The sequence below is a fragment of the Mesorhizobium sp. M1365 genome, assembly GCF_040317865.1.
In the GTDB taxonomy this organism is placed as follows: Bacteria; Pseudomonadota; Alphaproteobacteria; order Rhizobiales; family Rhizobiaceae; genus Mesorhizobium.
Genome location: NZ_JAMYLG010000049.1, coordinates 1 through 15,927, shown reverse-complemented (window position 1 = coordinate 15,927; position 15,927 = coordinate 1). Strand labels below are relative to the sequence as shown.

The 15,927-nt window shown below is 63.6% G+C and carries 16 protein-coding genes and 2 pseudogenes; 3 read left to right on the top strand and 15 right to left on the bottom strand.

From position 1 onward, the window contains the following. The 14 genes and pseudogenes from NKH04_RS29365 to NKH04_RS29300 form a co-directional block, all read right to left on the bottom strand. Entirely contained in the window at positions 1 to 831 is an 831-nt protein-coding gene (locus tag NKH04_RS29365; RefSeq protein ID WP_352474307.1) for a BtpA/SgcQ family protein, read from the bottom strand. Further along, on the bottom strand, positions 828 to 1,736 hold the full coding sequence (locus NKH04_RS29360) for a ribokinase (RefSeq protein ID WP_352850663.1): 909 nt from the start codon (positions 1,734 to 1,736) through the stop codon (positions 828 to 830). The genes NKH04_RS29365 and NKH04_RS29360 overlap by 4 nt, the downstream gene beginning before the upstream one ends. 3 nt (positions 1,737 to 1,739) lie before the next feature. Beyond that, a complete protein-coding gene (locus NKH04_RS29355; RefSeq protein ID WP_352685652.1) occupies positions 1,740 to 2,510 on the bottom strand; it encodes a glutamine amidotransferase in 771 nt (256 codons plus the stop codon). A 27-nt stretch (positions 2,511 to 2,537) separates the two neighbouring features. Further along, complete coding sequence (locus tag NKH04_RS29350; protein ID WP_353045366.1) at positions 2,538 to 3,626, bottom strand: phosphotriesterase family protein; 1,089 nt, start codon at positions 3,624 to 3,626, stop codon at positions 2,538 to 2,540. Between the two features lie 4 nt (positions 3,627 to 3,630). Continuing rightward, on the bottom strand, positions 3,631 to 4,635 hold the full coding sequence (locus tag NKH04_RS29345) for an ABC transporter permease (protein ID WP_352835051.1): 1,005 nt from the start codon (positions 4,633 to 4,635) through the stop codon (positions 3,631 to 3,633). Then, positions 4,632 to 5,429, bottom strand: coding sequence for an ATP-binding cassette domain-containing protein (locus tag NKH04_RS29340; protein WP_353045365.1), 798 nt, complete (start codon positions 5,427 to 5,429; stop codon positions 4,632 to 4,634). The genes NKH04_RS29345 and NKH04_RS29340 overlap by 4 nt, the downstream gene beginning before the upstream one ends. Before the next feature lie 74 nt (positions 5,430 to 5,503). Then, entirely contained in the window at positions 5,504 to 6,442 is a 939-nt protein-coding gene (locus tag NKH04_RS29335; RefSeq protein ID WP_352542622.1) for an ABC transporter substrate-binding protein, read from the bottom strand. A gap of 115 nt (positions 6,443 to 6,557) precedes the next feature. Next, on the bottom strand, positions 6,558 to 7,169 hold the full coding sequence (locus NKH04_RS29330) for a cupin domain-containing protein (RefSeq protein WP_023679230.1): 612 nt from the start codon (positions 7,167 to 7,169) through the stop codon (positions 6,558 to 6,560). A gap of 1,172 nt (positions 7,170 to 8,341) precedes the next feature. Further along, positions 8,342 to 9,523: an arabinose transporter gene (locus NKH04_RS29325; RefSeq protein WP_352474301.1), complete on the bottom strand. Its 1,182-nt coding sequence runs from the start codon at positions 9,521 to 9,523 to the stop codon at positions 8,342 to 8,344. Between the two features lie 40 nt (positions 9,524 to 9,563). Then, the gene (locus NKH04_RS29320; RefSeq protein ID WP_352850684.1) at positions 9,564 to 9,986 is read right to left on the bottom strand and encodes a lipocalin-like domain-containing protein; all 423 of its coding nucleotides are present in this window, start codon (positions 9,984 to 9,986) and stop codon (positions 9,564 to 9,566) included. Between the two features lie 64 nt (positions 9,987 to 10,050). Then, the gene (locus tag NKH04_RS29315) at positions 10,051 to 11,067 is read right to left on the bottom strand and encodes a zinc-dependent alcohol dehydrogenase family protein (RefSeq protein ID WP_353045364.1); all 1,017 of its coding nucleotides are present in this window, start codon (positions 11,065 to 11,067) and stop codon (positions 10,051 to 10,053) included. A gap of 25 nt (positions 11,068 to 11,092) precedes the next feature. After that, positions 11,093 to 11,488: pseudogene (locus tag NKH04_RS29310) on the bottom strand ((R)-mandelonitrile lyase). A gap of 18 nt (positions 11,489 to 11,506) precedes the next feature. Next, entirely contained in the window at positions 11,507 to 11,977 is a 471-nt protein-coding gene (locus tag NKH04_RS29305) for a cyclophilin-like fold protein (protein ID WP_352981052.1), read from the bottom strand. Continuing rightward, entirely contained in the window at positions 11,974 to 13,164 is a 1,191-nt protein-coding gene (locus NKH04_RS29300) for an MFS transporter (protein ID WP_353045363.1), read from the bottom strand. Before NKH04_RS29300 ends, NKH04_RS29305 begins: the two co-directional genes overlap by 4 nt. 152 nt (positions 13,165 to 13,316) lie before the next feature. Here NKH04_RS29300 and NKH04_RS29295 point away from each other — a divergent pair, with 152 nt between their 5' ends. Further along, positions 13,317 to 14,210 (top strand): LysR family transcriptional regulator, encoded by an 894-nt coding sequence (locus NKH04_RS29295; protein ID WP_352780197.1) that lies wholly within the window; start codon positions 13,317 to 13,319, stop codon positions 14,208 to 14,210. A 12-nt stretch (positions 14,211 to 14,222) separates the two neighbouring features. Here the strand turns inward: NKH04_RS29295 and NKH04_RS29290 are convergent. Next, a pseudogene (locus tag NKH04_RS29290) lies at positions 14,223 to 14,546 on the bottom strand (NAD-binding protein); the annotation flags it as partial. A 42-nt stretch (positions 14,547 to 14,588) separates the two neighbouring features. On the opposite strand from NKH04_RS29290, the gene NKH04_RS29285 reads away from it, so the two are divergent. Then, the gene (locus NKH04_RS29285; RefSeq protein ID WP_352474291.1) at positions 14,589 to 15,248 is read left to right on the top strand and encodes a L,D-transpeptidase; all 660 of its coding nucleotides are present in this window, start codon (positions 14,589 to 14,591) and stop codon (positions 15,246 to 15,248) included. A gap of 10 nt (positions 15,249 to 15,258) precedes the next feature. Next, the gene (locus tag NKH04_RS29280; protein WP_353045362.1) at positions 15,259 to 15,771 is read left to right on the top strand and encodes an OmpA family protein; all 513 of its coding nucleotides are present in this window, start codon (positions 15,259 to 15,261) and stop codon (positions 15,769 to 15,771) included. Positions 15,772 to 15,927 lie beyond the last annotated feature (156 nt).

The following is a 15,927-nucleotide window of genomic DNA, read 5'->3' as shown; positions in this document are numbered from 1 at the left end:
TTATCGCTTCAGACCACCCATGAAAGCCTTTACTCGAGCAGAGTCGACCTGGTTCCACCAGACGCCGTCGTGCTTCAGCGCGCTGGCGATGATGACCCCGTCGACGATGGCGAGGATATCCTTGGCATTGTCCGGCGTGACACCGCTGCCGACCAGCGTCGGCAGGCCGGCGGCCTGCTTGATCATGCTTATGTAGCCCAAATCCGCGGCGTGGCCGGTGCGCTGGCCAGTGGCGATGATGGCGTCGGCGTCGAAGAAGACCAGGTCCTTGACCAGTTCCTCCACCGGGCGGTCGGCGACGATGGCGTGTGCGCCGTGCTTGACATGCGCATCGGCGAAAATGCGGATGCCGTTGGCACGCAGCCTGGCGCGGTAGCGTGCCGCGCGGCCCGATTCGCCTTCGACAAAGCCCTCATTGGCGACGTAGGCATTCGCCCATTGATTGACTCGCACGAAGCCGGCGCCGGCTGCGCTGGCGATCGCCAGGGCCGGGATCGCGGCATTGGCCAGCACATTGATGCCGATCGGCCTGCCGAGTTCACGGCGGATGCGGTCGGAAACGACCGCCATATAGGCCGCCGTCTCCGGGCCGATATCATCAGGCTTGGCGAACGGGATGTCGCCATGGTTCTCGACGATGACGCCGTCGCAGCCGCCGTCGAGATAGGCCTTGGCGTCGTCGAGCCCGCGCTGGTAGATCGCCTCGATAGCCTCGCCGTCATAGCGCGGCGCGCCGGGCAGCGGCGCCAGATGAACGACGCCGATCACCACCTTTGTGCGGCCGAAAAGGTCTACGAGCGCGTCGCCGCCAGATTGGCCGAGCTGGGTCATGAGAGCTCCATTTGATCGATGAGCGCCGCCATCTCGGAGGCGGAAGGACAGGATGCCAGCGTGCCCGGCCGTGTCACGGCGATTGCAGCGGCGGCGAGCGCCAGCTTCAGCGCCGAGATGACCGGCATGCCCCGGGCAAGCCCACCGGCCAGACAGCCGCAGAACACATCGCCCGCGCCGCTGGTGTCGAGCGCTTCGACCTGCGGCGCCGGCAAACGAAGCGGCTCTTCATGGCCCGGGCCAAGCAGGAGACAGCCTGCGGCGCCGAGAGTGATGACGACGGTGCCTGCGCTTTTGGCCACCAGCGCATCGGCCGCCGCCGCGATGTCATCCCGGCCGGTCAAGATTTGCGCTTCGGATTGGTTGACCACCAGAACCTCCGCCAGGCCGAGATCGGGCAGCGAGGCCGTGTCGATCGGGCTGGCGTTGAGAACGGTGCGCGCACCGTTTCCCTTTGCTGCTCTGAGGCAGGAATTGGTCACGGCAGTCCGCAAATTTCCCTGGCAGACGAGGATGTCGCCGGGGGCGATCCAGCGGACAAGTGCTGTCTGCGTCACCGGATCGAAGGCCTCGCTGCAGGCGACGCCGCTGACGATGAAATTCTCTCCGCCTTTATCGACGACGATGGTCGAGCGGTCGCTCGGCAGCTCGAATTCGCTCACCTCAAGGTCTGACAGCTCGCTGTCGAGGCGGCTCCTGATCCATGCGCCTGCGGGGTCCTTGCCGAGCGCCGTCCAGAACGTCACCTCTGCACCAGTCCGTGCTGCTGCGACCGCCTGGTTGGCGCCCTTGCCGCCGAGACCGTCGGCGTAGCTCACGGCATTCAAGGTCTCGCCCGGGGCAGGGAAGCGGCCGACACGAAACATGGTGTCGACGCAGGCATTGCCGACGACGTGGACATGCATGGCTCAGCTCTCACCGGTCGCCCAGCCCAGCATCTGTTCGAACAGGGTCTTGTAGCCTGGCCAGGCGATGAATTGCGGCGGCAGCCAATGCGGCCCGACATCGGATGTCCAGGCCACGGTGCGGCCCTTGCCGTAACGGCCGGTGACAAGCAGCGGCAGCGAGCCATAATCCGACGACACACTGGCCAGGACCTCGGCCCCGTCCTTCAGCGTCACCTCGTTAAAACCGAGCAGGATCGGCCAGTCCGAGCCGAGGCCCCTGAGGATGGGATGGCTCGACCCTGGTTTCGGCACGGGCGCAAAACCTTCGGGAACCTCGACGCGGTCGTCGTAGGCCAGGCAATTCACCGGCAGCACGTCCTCGACCGGGGTCTTGCGGTAGCGCGCGCCGCCGTTGATGCCCTGGAAGCTGTAGTAACCGCCGAACATCAATAGACCGCCGCCGCCGCTGACGTAATCGCGGAGCAGGCGCAGGCGGTTCGGCGTCGGCTTGGAGTGGACCCAGGTGTCGGGATGCAGCAGCAGCGTGTTGGCGCCGATGTCGGAGAGCACGACCGCGTCATAGGCCGACAGCGCCTCCATGGTCTGTGGAAAGCCGCGCTGCGCCTCATGCGCCGGCATGAACGTGACGTCGAAGTCGGTCGCCTTCAGCGCGCCCAGCAACTCGTCTGCGCCGGTGTGGTAGGTAACGGTCGGAAACTGGTCGAAACCCTTGATATGGGTCGCGGTCGACACCCAGGATTCGCCGGCAAGCAGGATCTTCTTCTTGGACATTTGAACTCCAGTGTAATTCCAGGCCGCTTAGAGCCGCGCGAATACGCTTTTCGGATTGGCGATCAGCATGCGGTCGATGGCCGGCTGCTCGACGCCATGGCGTTTCAGGCGCGGTATGAAATGCTTCAGGATATAGCCATAGCCGAAGCCGCCGAAGCGCGTCAGCATGATCTTGAGGAACACATCCTGCGACAACAGCAGGCGGTCGCCGAAGCCCGCCTCGACAAGGGCGGCGATGGCGCGTGCGTTCTCTTCGTCGGAGGGCGATTGCGCGTCCTGGTCGGCATAATAATAGTCCATGCCGATCATGTCGTATTCGAGGAACGCGCCCCGCCGGGCGAGGCTTTTCTGGTAGTCGGGATCGTCGTGGCTCGGGTTCATGTGGCAGAGCACGGTGTGGCGAAGATCGGCGCCCTCGGCCTCAACGATATCGAGCACCTCGTGCGCCAGCCGCTCCCAGCCAGGCAGATGGATCGACAGCGGCACGCCGGTTATGCGCGAGGCGCGCGCCGAAGCCCGCAGCGACTTGCGTTCCTCCGCGGTGAAATCCTTGCTGACGCCGACTTCGCCGATCAGCCCGGCCATGATCGGCGGCTGCGTCTCGCCGCCGCCGACATCGTTGACGATGAACTCGGTCACGGCGTCCACATCCATCGCCTTCAGCCATTCGGGATGGGTGTGCTCGAGATAGAAGCCGGTGCCCATGACGATCTTCAGGCCGGACATGCGGCTGATGCGGGCGAGCTTTTCGGGGTCGCGGCCGATGCCGATATTGGTGGCATCGACGACGGTGTGGCCGCCCAGCGCGCGATAGCGCTGCAGCTCAGACAGCGCCAGGTCGGCGTCGTCGAGCGAGACGTTGTCGCGGTTGACGTATGGGTTCATGCGCAACTCGCCGATGATCTCGATGTTCACCGGCTGCTCGGCGATCGCCATGTCATCGGGATGGCAGGGGCATTTCCAGCTGCGCGCACCATCGAGCAAGATGTGCTCGTGCATCAGCGTAATGCCCATCTCCTCGACCGGAACCGGGCCGAGCACGGTCATCACATGGCCGGTTTCGACGCCGATTGGCAGCCGTCGCCTGGGCACCGCGTCATCGAACAGATCGCCCATCGGCTCAACGGCTCCGCACGGCGCCGCGAAACAGGCGGAAGTTCAGCCAGATGGCGATCAGGATGATCGTTCCGGTGACTATCGGCGTCAGGAAAGGCGACAGATGCGCCAGGATCAGGCCGTTGCCGATGACGGCCACGGTCAGCGCGCCGAGCACCGTGCCGATGATCGTTCCGCGGCCGCCGAACAGGCTGGTGCCGCCGAGCACGACGGCGGCGATGACTTCCAGCTCGAAACCCTGGCCGGCATTCGAAGATCCCGATCCAAGCCGGGCAGCAATAATGATCCCGGCAAGGGCTGCCGCGGTGGCGGAAATCACATAGACGAAGAGCGTCGTCTGCCGCGTGTTGACGCCGGCGCGCCGCACCGCCTCGGCATTGGCACCGATACCGGTGACATAGCGGCCGAATGGCGTCTCGTTGAAGGCGAGATAGGCGATGACCAGGATCGTCAGCGCGATCAGCGCCGGCACCGGCACGCCAAGAAACCAGGCGCGGCCCAGCACGGTGAAAGCGCTTCCTGGCTCGATGGGGATGGAATAGCCGCCGGTGATCAGCAGCGCCACGCCACGGATCACCGAAAGCCCGGCAAGCGTGACGATGAAGGACGGGATGCCCTCATAGGCAATGAAATAGCCCTGTACCGCCCCAAGCAGGGCGCCGAGCGCCAACATGGCGAGGATAACGACTGGCCACGGCAGGCCAAACTGCAAAACCGTCGCCGACAGCGTCGCCACCAGCGCCAGCACGGAGCCGACCGAAAGATCGATGCCGCCAGTGGTGATGACGAAAGTCATTGCCGCGGCGACGATCAGCAGCGGCGCCGACTGCCGCAGGATGTTCAACAGATTGGGCGATGTCAGAAACGCGTCGGTCGCAACCGAGAAGATGATGCAGACGACCAGAAAGAACAGCGCGATCGAGACGACGCTGCCATTGGCGAGCAGCGCATCGCGCCAGGTGCCCCTGCGTACTCGTGAGGGCTGGGCGGTGTGGATCGCGTCGCTCATGCCGGCGCTCCACCGCGATAGCCATTGGTGGCGGAACGCGCACTGAACTTGCGGCCGACGATCAGATTGACCACGTCTTCGATATTGGTCTCGCCGATCAGCCGCTCGGCGACATTGCGCCCTTCATACATGACCTGGATGCGATCGCAGACGAGGAACAGATCCTGCAGCCGGTGGGTGATCAGGATGACGCTGACACCGCGCGCACTGACCGCGCGGATCAGTTCGAGCACCGCCTCGACTTCGGCCACGGCAAGCGCTGCCGTCGGCTCGTCCATGATCAGCACGGCCGGCTCGAACGAGGCGGCGCGGCCGATCGCGATCGACTGGCGCTGCCCGCCGGAGAGGTTTTCGACCTTGAGCCGCGTGTCGGCAATGACGATGCCGAGCCGATCGAGCATCTGGCGCGTCTCGTCATGCATGCGCTTCTTGTCGAGAAAGGAAATGCCTGCGATGCGGCGGCGCGGCTCGCGGCCAAGAAACAGATTGCCGGCAACATCGACCGTGTCGCACAGCGACAGGTCCTGGTAGACCATCTCGACGCGCGCCGTACGTGCGTCCGCCGGGGAGCTGAAGATCATCGGCTTGCCGTCGATCTCGATGGTGCCGGCGTCGGGAACCACTGCCCCCGACAGCACCTTGCTCAATGTCGACTTGCCGGCGCCATTGTCGCCGACCAGCCCCAGCACCTCGCCCGGCTTCAGCGTCAGCGACACGTCATCGAGCGTCTGGATGGCGTTGTAGCGCTTTGAGATGCCGCTCATCCGCACCCGATAGGTCTGGCCACTGCTCATCTGGAATTCCACGCGATTGCAAGGGATCCGCGGCGCAGCCTCGGGCGGCGCCGCGGCTCGGTCGCCGACGCAGTTTACTTGAACATCGCGCGATATTGGTCGACATTCTTCTTGGTCACGATCGTCACCGGGATATTGATGATCGGGTCGATTTTCTCGCCCTTCTTGATCTTGCCCAGCGCTTCGACCGCGGCCTTGCCTTCGCCGGCCGGATCCTGCTGCACGACCGCCACCACCCAGCCGTCATCGATGCCCTGAACGGCCTGCTTGGTCAGGTCCCAGCCGAACACCTTGACGTCGCCGGTGCGGCCCTGGCTGGTCACCGCCGAAACGGCGCCGAGCAAGGCCGGCTCTCCGGTCGCATAGAGCGAGTTCATGTCCGGATTGGCCGTCATCAGGTTTTCCGAAGCGCTCAACGCGGTCTCCTGAACGTTCTGGCCGTCGACTGTGTCGAGGAAGGTGACGCCCTGGCCGCTTTCGGTCACCGCCTTCTTGAAGCCGTCGAGCCGCTGGTTCTGGATGAATGAATTGAGTGCGCCGACGATGCCGATCTTGGCCTTGCCGGCCATGTCGGTCTTCACATAGTCGGCGTAGAATTTGCCGATGTCCTCGCCGGCTTTGGTGTTGTCGACGCCGATGAACGAAATATTGTCGCCGTCGGGGATCTGCGCGTCGATGGCTATGACGGGAATGCCGGCCGCCTTGGCTGCAGTGATCGCCGGCTTGACGCCGTTGACGTCGATGGCGACCAGAATGATGCCGTCGACTTTCTGCGTGATGTAGTTCTCGATCGCGTCGTTCTGCGCGCTCGGCACATTGTTGGCGTTGAAAATGACCAGCTTGGCGCCAGCGGCGTCGGCAGCCTTTTGCGCGCCCTCGTTGATCTGGTTGAAGAACAGGGCCTGCTGGTTGATGTTGACGAGAGCGAACGTATCGGCAAGCGCCGATCCCATGGCTGCCGAGCCCATGGCAATGGCGGCGGCACAGCCGGCGAGAAGTTTGAACAGACGCATTTCGGTTCCCCTTGCTTGCGGACCAGACCTCGGCTGGTCCCGTTGGTGCTACAGGCACGAGGCAGCATTCAAGAGACTTGAATATTTGTCAATCCAAATGAACGCACAGCGTTGCTCAGAAAGTCGCCGGCGTGTTGACCCAGAAAATGCTAGCGCGTTCCTCGCCGATATTGCGGTAATGATGCGGCAGCTCCGACCTGAACACGAAGGCATCACCCGTGGCGAGAGCATGGCTCTTGCCGTCGACGATCAGTTCGATCCGCCCGGCGAGCACGTAGCCGACTTCCTCGCCGGCATGCTGGATCGGACCTTCGCTCGAGCCCTCTGCCTCGATGTGATGGATGTTGCATTGTAAGAGGTGGCCAGGCGAATACGGGATGATGCGTTCGAGCGAAATTCCTTCGCCACGCCGTAGCGCGTCGAGCGCGATCAAAGGCCTTGCGCCCGCCCGGAATACGATCGCCTCGTCGTCGTCGACTTGCTCGAACATCCAGCCGATGTTGGTGTCGAGAACCTCGACCAGGCGGTGAAGCATGGGCAGGGACGGCGAAGCCTTGCCGTTCTCGATCTTGGACAGCAGGCTTTCCGAGCAATTCGCAGCCGCGGCCAGCGTCTTCAGCGTCATGCCGCGTGTCTGGCGGGCGAGGCGCAGCCGAGTTCCAAGTCTTGCGGCATTTACGGTGGCGTCCGTTTCTGATTCTGGCCGCCGTCGATCGATTTTGTTCATCTGTTCGCCAACCATTCAACGGTCAAGGGCAACTATCGCGCGAGCAAAAGACCTCGGCTGACGATTTGCAAGTGCTGATGCGTCAAATTCGAGACTGCAGCCGTAGCTGCCTCATCCGGCGAATGCCGCTCCCGCATGAACCGTGCTGATGATCCCGCGCCAGTTATCCCCTATCGCTTGGCTGTCCATCGTGGTCGAAATCGCCAGCCGTTACCGCGTTTGCGTTATGTGGCGAGTGGACTTGGAACGACAATGCGGGCAAGGCGGGCCACGCAGCCAATCTACACAACCACGGCCGCGCCGACACGATCTGTCACCGAATTGCGGAGCGCGCCCAGAAGTCACCCGCGGCAGCGCCCCATGGAGTTACGCCCAGGGGCGTAGGCTCTCGATAGCCGCGATGTATCCAATGAAATCCCTGGGGCAGTCGCGCACCGCTTGAGCTTCGGCAATTTTGAAGAAAGTCCAACAGAATTAATGGACTAGCACCTTGCTTATGTAAGTTGCGGAAGTGACGCGCGGTTAATGCTTTAGAAGTATAGACACATCGACACGAGGTGCGAAGAAGCAACGCCAATACAGCTGGTTGGTTACAACATATTTATTTTCGCAGATATGGTATTGCCCGTCCGGGGATTCCTGTACCCGGTCCCGTGGGATGGTGAAATTATGCGGCAAATAAGTGTACCCGCCGTCCACCCTGGACCGCACCGAAGACCGGGGTATGGCGCGGCAATCTGAACCGCCGCAGCACTTGAATTTGGTCTGGGGGTCAATCTTGTCTTCGTACCAATCATGGGCGTTAGCGGCTGTTGCGGCGGCGATACACATCGCCGTGAAGATGAGCCTTCGCATGGCATTCCTCAAGTATCTGGCAGGCGCTGCTCGTTGGGGCTTCCATGTATATTAGCGTTCCATTGAAAATACCATTGGCCTCCGACCGACTTAACGCAGCTCCAGCAACCGACGCTCGCAACGGAAGACCGCATTGGGTCACGTCAGGACGACACTTGCGCCGACCAACGGTCAGCTCTTGTCGCTCCGCGTTGGAAACCCGACCGTTTGCTCTGCGCCAATGTCGGCCGTAGACGTCGGTCTTGTCATTGCCCGGAAGCAGACGTCGCCCAAAGCGGGAGCGATCGTGGTTGTGCGACATCTCGAGCACAGACTAGCTATAGTGGAGCGTTACGGCGACCCAGCAGCAGAGCGATGCCCAACGCCGGAAGCGTCGCCGTCGCGACGACGAGGAAGACGAATTGCAGGCCGGCCGACGCGGCGACCAAGCCGAGCGCCGGGCTGCCGAAGCCGAGCGCCACGTCGAGGAAGACGGTGTAGAGTCCCATGGCCAGGCCGCGGCTGCGTTGCGGAAGACGGCCTACGGCCTCGGCACCGAAACCGGGATATACCAGCGAGTAGCCAAGGCCAGTCAGGCCCGCTCCGATGGCGGCGAGAACAGGCCCGGGCGCAAGCCAGGTCAGCATCAGCCCTGCCGCCTCGACCGCCACGAAGATCACAGCGACGCGCGCGCCCCCCAACCTGTCAGGCAGGTGGCCGAAGCACAGCCTTGCCGCGATCAGCGACGCGGCATAAGCGGTGAAGGGAAGCCAGACCGGCTGCCAGCCGCGTTCGGCAAAGAGCAGCGCGCCAAAGGACAGGATCGCGCCATAGCCAAGGCTGCTGAAAGCAGCTCCGACGCCGGGAAGCCAGACCGCTTGCGCCACGCTCGTCCATGACTGTCGCGCGGCGCTCGCGGCGAGGCTGGTGCCACGCATAGGCAGGATGGCAAGCAGCGTCGCAAGCGGCAGGCCGACCGTCGCGAGTGCGATCGCGGCGAAGCCGCTCGCCGCATAAAGCGCAGATCCGATCGGCGCGCCTAGCGCGAGCGCCGCGAACATCGCCGTGCCCACCCAGGCTATGACCTTTCCGGAGTTCTGTCCGCCCGCAAGGGAAAGGCCCCAGGCGACGCCGCCGGTGATGATGAAGCTCTCAGACGCGCCCAGTACCGCCCGGCCGGCGAAGAGCGCCGATGCGGACGCTACGGGCCGGTCGAGCAATGCCAGCGAGCCGACGTAAATGAACCCCGCCAGGGCAGCGGCAATGAGGCCGACGACGACGGCCCGCTTGCCGCCGCGCCCATCGGCATAGTTTCCAGCCCCAATGCGCGACAGCATCGAGGCGACGAACTGGCTGCCCGTCACCAGCCCGACTGCGAAGGGGCCGAAGCCGAGCTGCTGGTGAAGATGCAGCGGCAGGACGGGTAGCGCCAAGCCGATCAGGAGGAAGCCGGCGAAGACAGCCGCCATGATTGGCGCCAGTTCCGCTGTCGCGCCATTTCGGTCTGAAGTCCGCGCCATTGTGGCCATCGATGACAGGTTGACAGTCGGGCTGTTCCGATCAGTAACGTTCGTAGGTTACGCGCCAGCCTTCGGCCGGATTGTCCGGGGTGAGGACCAGTTTGTTGCCCAAGACTTCGAATTTGCGTTTCATGCTCTTACCGACAAGGTTGCGGACCAGGGAGGACTCGATCGTGATGACGAAGGTCTTGTCCTGGTCGTCGATGGCGACCGGGCCGTAATAGGCTTCGTAGCCATTCGCTGTGTAAGGCGTATCCGGCGCCTTGGCGTCAGGGTTCTGGGCCTGCACCGAGAGGGTGCCGGCCTCGGTGAAGATGACCTGGCCGGAATATGGCACGGGCTTGAGGTTTCCATCGGCACCGGCCTCGAGCGACCTCATGCGCCATGCGCCGATGATCGGGGACTCTTGCGAGAAAGCCGGCGTGATAACTGAAAGCGCAAGGGCGGCGATCTTCAATCTCATCGTCATATGTCGTTGTTCCTTTTCTGATTTGCGGGTGCGGACAGGCCGTCCGTCCAATCTTCCCTCACACCGAAAGCATGACCTTGATGGCGCGCCGCTCGTCCATGGCGCGGTAGCCTTCAGTGACCTCGACCAACGGCAGCTTGAGGTCGAAGACCTTGCCGGGCTTGATCCTGCCCTTGAGCACACGGTCCATAAGGTCGGGCAGGAAGCGGCGCACCGGCGCGGGGCCGCCCAGCATGCGCTTCTGGCCGAAGAAGAGATTCTGGCCATCGAAGCTCACGCCATGCGGCACGCCGACATAGCCGATAGTGCCGCCGGGGCGAGAGCAGGCCAGCGCCTGGTCGAAGGATTCCGCCGTGCCGACGCATTCCAGCACGGAGTCCGCGCCGACGTCCTTAGTGAGCTCCTGGACGCGCGCGACGCCTTCCTCGCCACGCTCGGCCACAATGTCGGTGGCGCCAAACTCGCGGGCGAGTTTTTGGCGGCTGACGTGCCGGCTCATGGCGACGATGCGCTCGGCGCCCATCTCCTTGGCCGCAAGCACGCCCATCAGGCCGACCGCACCGTCGCCAACCACCACCACTGTCGATCCTTCTCGGACCTCGGCTGCGTCGGCCGCATACCAGCCGGTGCCGAGCACATCGGACACGGCCAGCAGGTCGGGGATGAGTTCGGCCGGCGGCACCTCGGCGGTGGCGACCAGTGTGCCATCCGCCAACGGCACGCGGGCATAAGGTGCCTGCGCGCCCGACATGAATTCGCGTTGCACGCAGGACGACTGGAAGCCGAAGCGGCAGTGCGGGCAGGTATTGTCGGAGAGACAGAACGAGCCGACGACGAACTGGCCGGGACGGACCGTGCGCACCTCTGCGCCGACCTCGACGACGATGCCACAATATTCGTGGCCCATATGCATCGGGCCGTCGACCGGCTGCAGCCCGCGATAGGGCCACAGGTCCGAGCCGCAGATGCAGCTTGCCGAAAGCTTGATGATGGCGTCCGTTGGCCGCATGATTTTCGGATCGGCGATTTCCTCGCAGCGGATGTCGCCCGGTTTGTGAAGAACAGTTGCGAGCATTTTGGTTCCTTTCGAGTCGAGAAGATCAGGCGCCGTAGTCGGCGTCGCTGACATGTTCCAGCCAGTCCACGACCTTGCCGTCTTTGACCTCCTGGAGGGCAATGTGGGTCATGGCGGTCTGAGGCGACGCGCCGTGCCAGTGCTTTTCGCCGGGCGCGAACCAGACGACGTCCCCCGGCCGGATTTCTTCGACCGGGCCACCCTCGCGCTGCACGCGGCCAAGGCCGGAGACGACGATCAGCGTCTGGCCGAGCGGATGCGTGTGCCAGGCGGTGCGGGCGCCGGGCTCGAAGGTCACCTGTGCGCCTTGGACCCGCCCGGCATCGAAGGGATTGAAGAGCGGATCGATCCGCACCGTGCCGGTGAATCAGTCAGGTGGCCCCTTGCCGGAAGGCCTCGTGCCAGCGCGAAGAATGTCCATGGTGATGTCCTTGTGTCCTCAAATGCGTTCGATGCGAAGCGGGAACTCGCCGCGAATGTGCAGGGCCTGCTCGCCCTCGTCGAAGCGGCCGAGCCTGATCAGCCCGGGATGGCGATAGTCGGCGTAGAACATGGCCAGATTGCCCCAGGGCATGAAATAGCACAGGTCATAAGGCTGCTCGTTGGCGAACGGACCGCTTCCCTCCTCAGTCAGCTTGCGCGGCAGATAGGCGATCTTCTCGTTATGCGCGTAGTCCTCGATCTTGAGGTCGAGCGGCAGCATGGAGAAGAAGTCGCGCGCCGACGGATTGTCGTAGAGCGTGGCGGTCATGGTGCGGCCGTTGAAAATCATCCTGATCTTCATGTCAGTTGGCTCCTGGCTTACAGGGGCTTCGCCTTCTTGGCTGGCGGCTGCGCGAGGCAGGGCCGCCACCGCGAGCGCGGCGCCAAGCAATGTCCTGCGGCTGAGCGGCGCACGCTCGATGGTCATGGCAAAGATCTCCGGGCCGTATGCGATGCGGCAAAGGCGGCGAGCGCTGATCCGCAGAGCAGCACCGCGCCTAGAGTGAACGCTCCCCACCAGCCGACCGTATCGAAGAGCGTGCCGCCGATGGCGGCACCGCCGGTGATGGCGAGCTGGATGACGGCTACCTGCAACCCGCCGCCGGCCTCCGCGTCGTCCGGCAACGTGCGGCTGAGCCAGGTGCCCCAGCCAACCGGCGCGGCCGTGCCGAAAAAGCCCCAGGCAACGAGCAGCGGCGCTGTAGGAATTGGCATCGTACCGAACGCGATGAGCGCTACGGCCAGCGCGGCCATGACAAGCGGGATGACGATGAGGATGCTGAACAGGCGCGTGCGCAAGAGCCGGCCTATGCAGAGGGTGCCGAGCACCCCGGCCAGCCCCATCGCCAGCAGGATCGCCGAAAGCTCGGCGATGTCGAGCTGAGTGACGCTCTCGAGGAAGGGCCGCAGATAGGTGAAGAGGGCGAACTGACCCATGAACAGCATCATGATTGACGCCATGCCGGTGGCGACAGGAAGACGGCCGAGGAGCGCCAGCGGATTGCCAGGACGCTTCCTCCGGCGCGGGGGCAGCGCCGGCAGGCTTGTCCACTGCCAGACCAGCGCCAGGAGCCCAAGCGGCACGACGAGGAAGAAAGCGCCGCGCCAGCCGACATAGGCGCCAAGAAAACTGCCCAGCGGCGCGGCGAGCGTGGCCGCAATGGCATTGCCAGCGTTTAGCATGGCGAGACCCTTCGGAACCATGTCTTGCGGCACGAGGCGCATGACGATCGCGGTCGACATCGACCAGAACCCGCCGATCGCAATGCCGAGTAGCGCCCGGCCGACCATGAGGAACGCGTAGTTCGGCGCGAAGGTGACAGCGAGCCCGGACACGATGAGGAGAAGGGTAAAGCCGGTCACGACCAGTCGGCGGTCGATCCGGCGCGTGAGGCCGGCGACCAGCAGGCTGGTCACGACGGCGAAAGCGCCCGAAATCGAGATCGCCTGTCCCGTGCGGCCCTCGGTGATGCCGAGATCGGCCGCTAGCGGCGACAGCAGGCTGACCGGCATGAATTCCGACGCGATGAGCACGGAAACACACAGCGCCATCGACAGCACCGCGCCCCATGCGGCGCGGTCTTCGACAAGCCTTGTGTCGTAGGTCGTTTCCATAGTTTGGCATCCTTGCAAGGCGACTGGGGCGGATCAGCCGCCCATCCCCGTCGCCATGCCGGAAGATATTGCAGAGGAACCCATTCTATTAGACTAAGTAATTCGCATGGACTTATCTGCTCATGATATAAATGTCCGACCGGAGGTGCCCTATGCAGCGCGATGGCATGAAGGATCTGCTCTGGTTCGTGGCGGTCGCGCGGGAGCGCAGCTTCACCAAGGCGGCGGCCAAGCTCGGAACCTCGCAGTCGACCCTGAGTTCGACAATCAAGGAGCTTGAAGCTCGTCTTGGCGTCCGCCTGCTGACACGTACGACGCGGAGCGTCGCACCGACCGAGGCCGGCGAGCGACTTTTCCAATCTCTTGTTCCCCGCTTCGAGGAAATCGAAGCCGACCTCGCAAGCCTGGTGGCCTTTCGCGACAAACCCTCCGGAACGGTCCGTATCTCGCTGTCCGACCATGCGCTCCAGACGACCGTCTGGCCGAAGCTGCAGCCCTTGCTCGGCGACTATCCTGACGTGTGCGTCGAGCTCTACAGCGACAACGGCATGCAGAACATTGTGGAGGAGCGCTTCGACGCAGGCGTGCGGCTTGGTGAGAGCATCGACAGGGATATGATCGCAGTGCGCATCGGGCCGGATTGGCGGCTCGTCGCCGTGGCTTCGCCGGAGTACTTTTCCCGCCATCCGGTTCCGACCGCACCGCAGGATCTGGTCGATCATGACTGCATTAATATGCGGCAGGCGACGTTCGGCGGATTATATGCCTGGGAATTCGCCAAGGATGGCCGCGACCTTCGTGTGCGGGTGGAAGGCCAACTCACCTTCAATTCGTCCATTCCCATGATCGAGGCTGCGATAAGCGGTTTCGGGATCGCCTATGTCCCGGAAAACCTCGTCAGCCACCAAATCGCCAACGGATGCCTTAGGCTCGTGCTTGATGACTGGAGTCCGCCGTTTGCGGGCTATCACCTCTACTACCCGAGCAGGCGACAGCTCTCGCCTGCGATGGCGGTGATCGTTGAGGCGCTCCGCCATCGCATCTGACGGGAGGTCGGGCAGTTTGCGTCTCAGCGCCGCAAGAACCGATTTGGCTGCCTCGGGGTCGTCCAGAGTGATCGCCAGGGCCTTTGCGCTGTCAATTTTCGCGGCGGCCACCATCTCCTCCTGCGAAGCGTTGCCGAAAAAGACCGGTAGACGTTCTTTCCGGGACCGCTCTACATTTTTGGCGTCGAGGTCGACTGCAACCCACCTGTATCCACCCTCGTCGAGCAATCTGCCGATCACCCGGTCTACCCGCCCGAACCCGGCAATGACGAATGTCCGGACAGGGCGGACTGAAGCAACGCAGCATTTTCCACTTTGAGGCGAAGTAATTCTCAATTATGGTCCGCCAGGCTTTTGGCATGAGGGGGAATATTGCCGATGGTTTTATCACGCAGGGGTGTCGTGCTCGGCGGCCTGGCGCTGGTCGCGATGGGTGCAACCGGCAATATTGCTCAAGCAGCGGCGGCAAAATCCTTTTTCGCCGGTACCGCCAGCGACAACAATTTTGTGTATCGCAAGACCAACTTCGCGAAGATCGACAAGAGATGGCATCGCCAGATCGTCAAGTATTTCAGTAGCGAGCCGGTCGGCACCGTCGTGGTCGATACCCGCCACCATTTCCTCTACGTCATCATGGAAAACAAGACCGCCATCCGCTACGGCGTCGGCGTCGGCAAGGACGGCTTCAAATGGTACGGCCGCGCGACGATCGACCGCCGCGCGCTGTGGCCGGACTGGGTCCCGCCTCCCGAAATGCGCAAGCGCAGGCCGGAGCTACCGGACATGATAGCAGGCGGCGCGTCCAACAATCCGCTCGGGCCGCGCGCGCTCTATCTGCACCGCGACGGCGCCGACACTGGCTACCGCCTGCATGGCACGCTGGAGCCATGGAGCATCGGCACTGACGCTTCCAGCGGCTGCATCCGCATGTTCCCGGAAGACATCATCGACCTCTACCAGCGCTGCCCGATCGGCACCGCGGTGCAGGTCCTGCCGCACATCGCCGACCAGGCGCCCGCTTCCACCACTGTCGAATGATTGGCGCCTCATGAACCGCATCATTGAAAACACGCGCCGGCTGCTCGCCGCCGGCCTGCTGCTGCTGGCCGCATCCTGCTCGACCAGCAACACGCTGGCCCCTCCCACACCCGACGTCACCAACACCGAGGTTGCCGGCTTCCAGAACGTGCAGCCGGGCAGCGAGGAGGATTTTATCCTCAATGTCGGCCGCCGCACCTATTTCACGCAAGGTTCGGCCGCGCTCGATTCTGTCGCCAAGGCCACCCTCGACACCCAGATCGCCTGGCTAGCAAAGCATCCGCGCTGGCTGCTCAAGCTGCAGGGTTTCGCCGACGACCCCGGCGCAAGTGAAATGGCGCTGTCGCAGCAGCGCGCCGATGCGGTGATGGACTACCTCGCCGCCGGCGGCATAGACCGCAACCGCATGTGGGCCAAGGGCTACGGCAAGGACAGGCTCGTCCGCGAGTGCCCCGACACCGCCTGCAGGTCGCAGAACCGCCGCGTTGTGTCTAATTTGCGCGATGAGAGGGACGAGCCGTAGGGGGCTGCTGTTCTGCTCGTGACCCGAAGCAGAGTCTCACACGCGACGGCGGCATGGCTGCTTTGCGCCGCAATGCACGAACCCGCTTCGCGGGAGGGGCGCCTCGTTCTGAGATGGCGCGACTGCCATTTTGACTTGAGCGGGTAGAGGGGTCGA

Bases quoted from the DNA above. Each gene is read 5' to 3' on its own strand.
- NKH04_RS29365 (WP_352474307.1), bottom strand. From the start codon at position 831: ATGACCCAGCTCGGCCAATCTGGCGGCGACGCGCTCGTAGACCTTTTC.
- NKH04_RS29360 (WP_352850663.1), bottom strand. From the start codon at position 1,736: ATGCATGTCCACGTCGTCGGCAATGCCTGCGTCGACACCATGTTTCGT.
- NKH04_RS29355 (WP_352685652.1), bottom strand. From the start codon at position 2,510: ATGTCCAAGAAGAAGATCCTGCTTGCCGGCGAATCCTGGGTGTCGACC.
- NKH04_RS29350 (WP_353045366.1), bottom strand. From the start codon at position 3,626: ATGGGCGATCTGTTCGATGACGCGGTGCCCAGGCGACGGCTGCCAATC.
- NKH04_RS29345 (WP_352835051.1), bottom strand. From the start codon at position 4,635: ATGAGCGACGCGATCCACACCGCCCAGCCCTCACGAGTACGCAGGGGC.
- NKH04_RS29340 (WP_353045365.1), bottom strand. From the start codon at position 5,429: ATGAGCAGTGGCCAGACCTATCGGGTGCGGATGAGCGGCATCTCAAAG.
- NKH04_RS29335 (WP_352542622.1), bottom strand. From the start codon at position 6,442: ATGCGTCTGTTCAAACTTCTCGCCGGCTGTGCCGCCGCCATTGCCATG.
- NKH04_RS29330 (WP_023679230.1), bottom strand. From the start codon at position 7,169: ATGAACAAAATCGATCGACGGCGGCCAGAATCAGAAACGGACGCCACC.
- NKH04_RS29325 (WP_352474301.1), bottom strand. From the start codon at position 9,523: ATGGCGCGGACTTCAGACCGAAATGGCGCGACAGCGGAACTGGCGCCA.
- NKH04_RS29320 (WP_352850684.1), bottom strand. From the start codon at position 9,986: ATGAGATTGAAGATCGCCGCCCTTGCGCTTTCAGTTATCACGCCGGCT.
- NKH04_RS29315 (WP_353045364.1), bottom strand. From the start codon at position 11,067: ATGCTCGCAACTGTTCTTCACAAACCGGGCGACATCCGCTGCGAGGAA.
- NKH04_RS29305 (WP_352981052.1), bottom strand. From the start codon at position 11,977: ATGACCATCGAGCGTGCGCCGCTCAGCCGCAGGACATTGCTTGGCGCC.
- NKH04_RS29300 (WP_353045363.1), bottom strand. From the start codon at position 13,164: ATGGAAACGACCTACGACACAAGGCTTGTCGAAGACCGCGCCGCATGG.
- NKH04_RS29295 (WP_352780197.1), top strand. From the start codon at position 13,317: ATGCAGCGCGATGGCATGAAGGATCTGCTCTGGTTCGTGGCGGTCGCG.
- NKH04_RS29285 (WP_352474291.1), top strand. From the start codon at position 14,589: ATGGTTTTATCACGCAGGGGTGTCGTGCTCGGCGGCCTGGCGCTGGTC.
- NKH04_RS29280 (WP_353045362.1), top strand. From the start codon at position 15,259: ATGAACCGCATCATTGAAAACACGCGCCGGCTGCTCGCCGCCGGCCTG.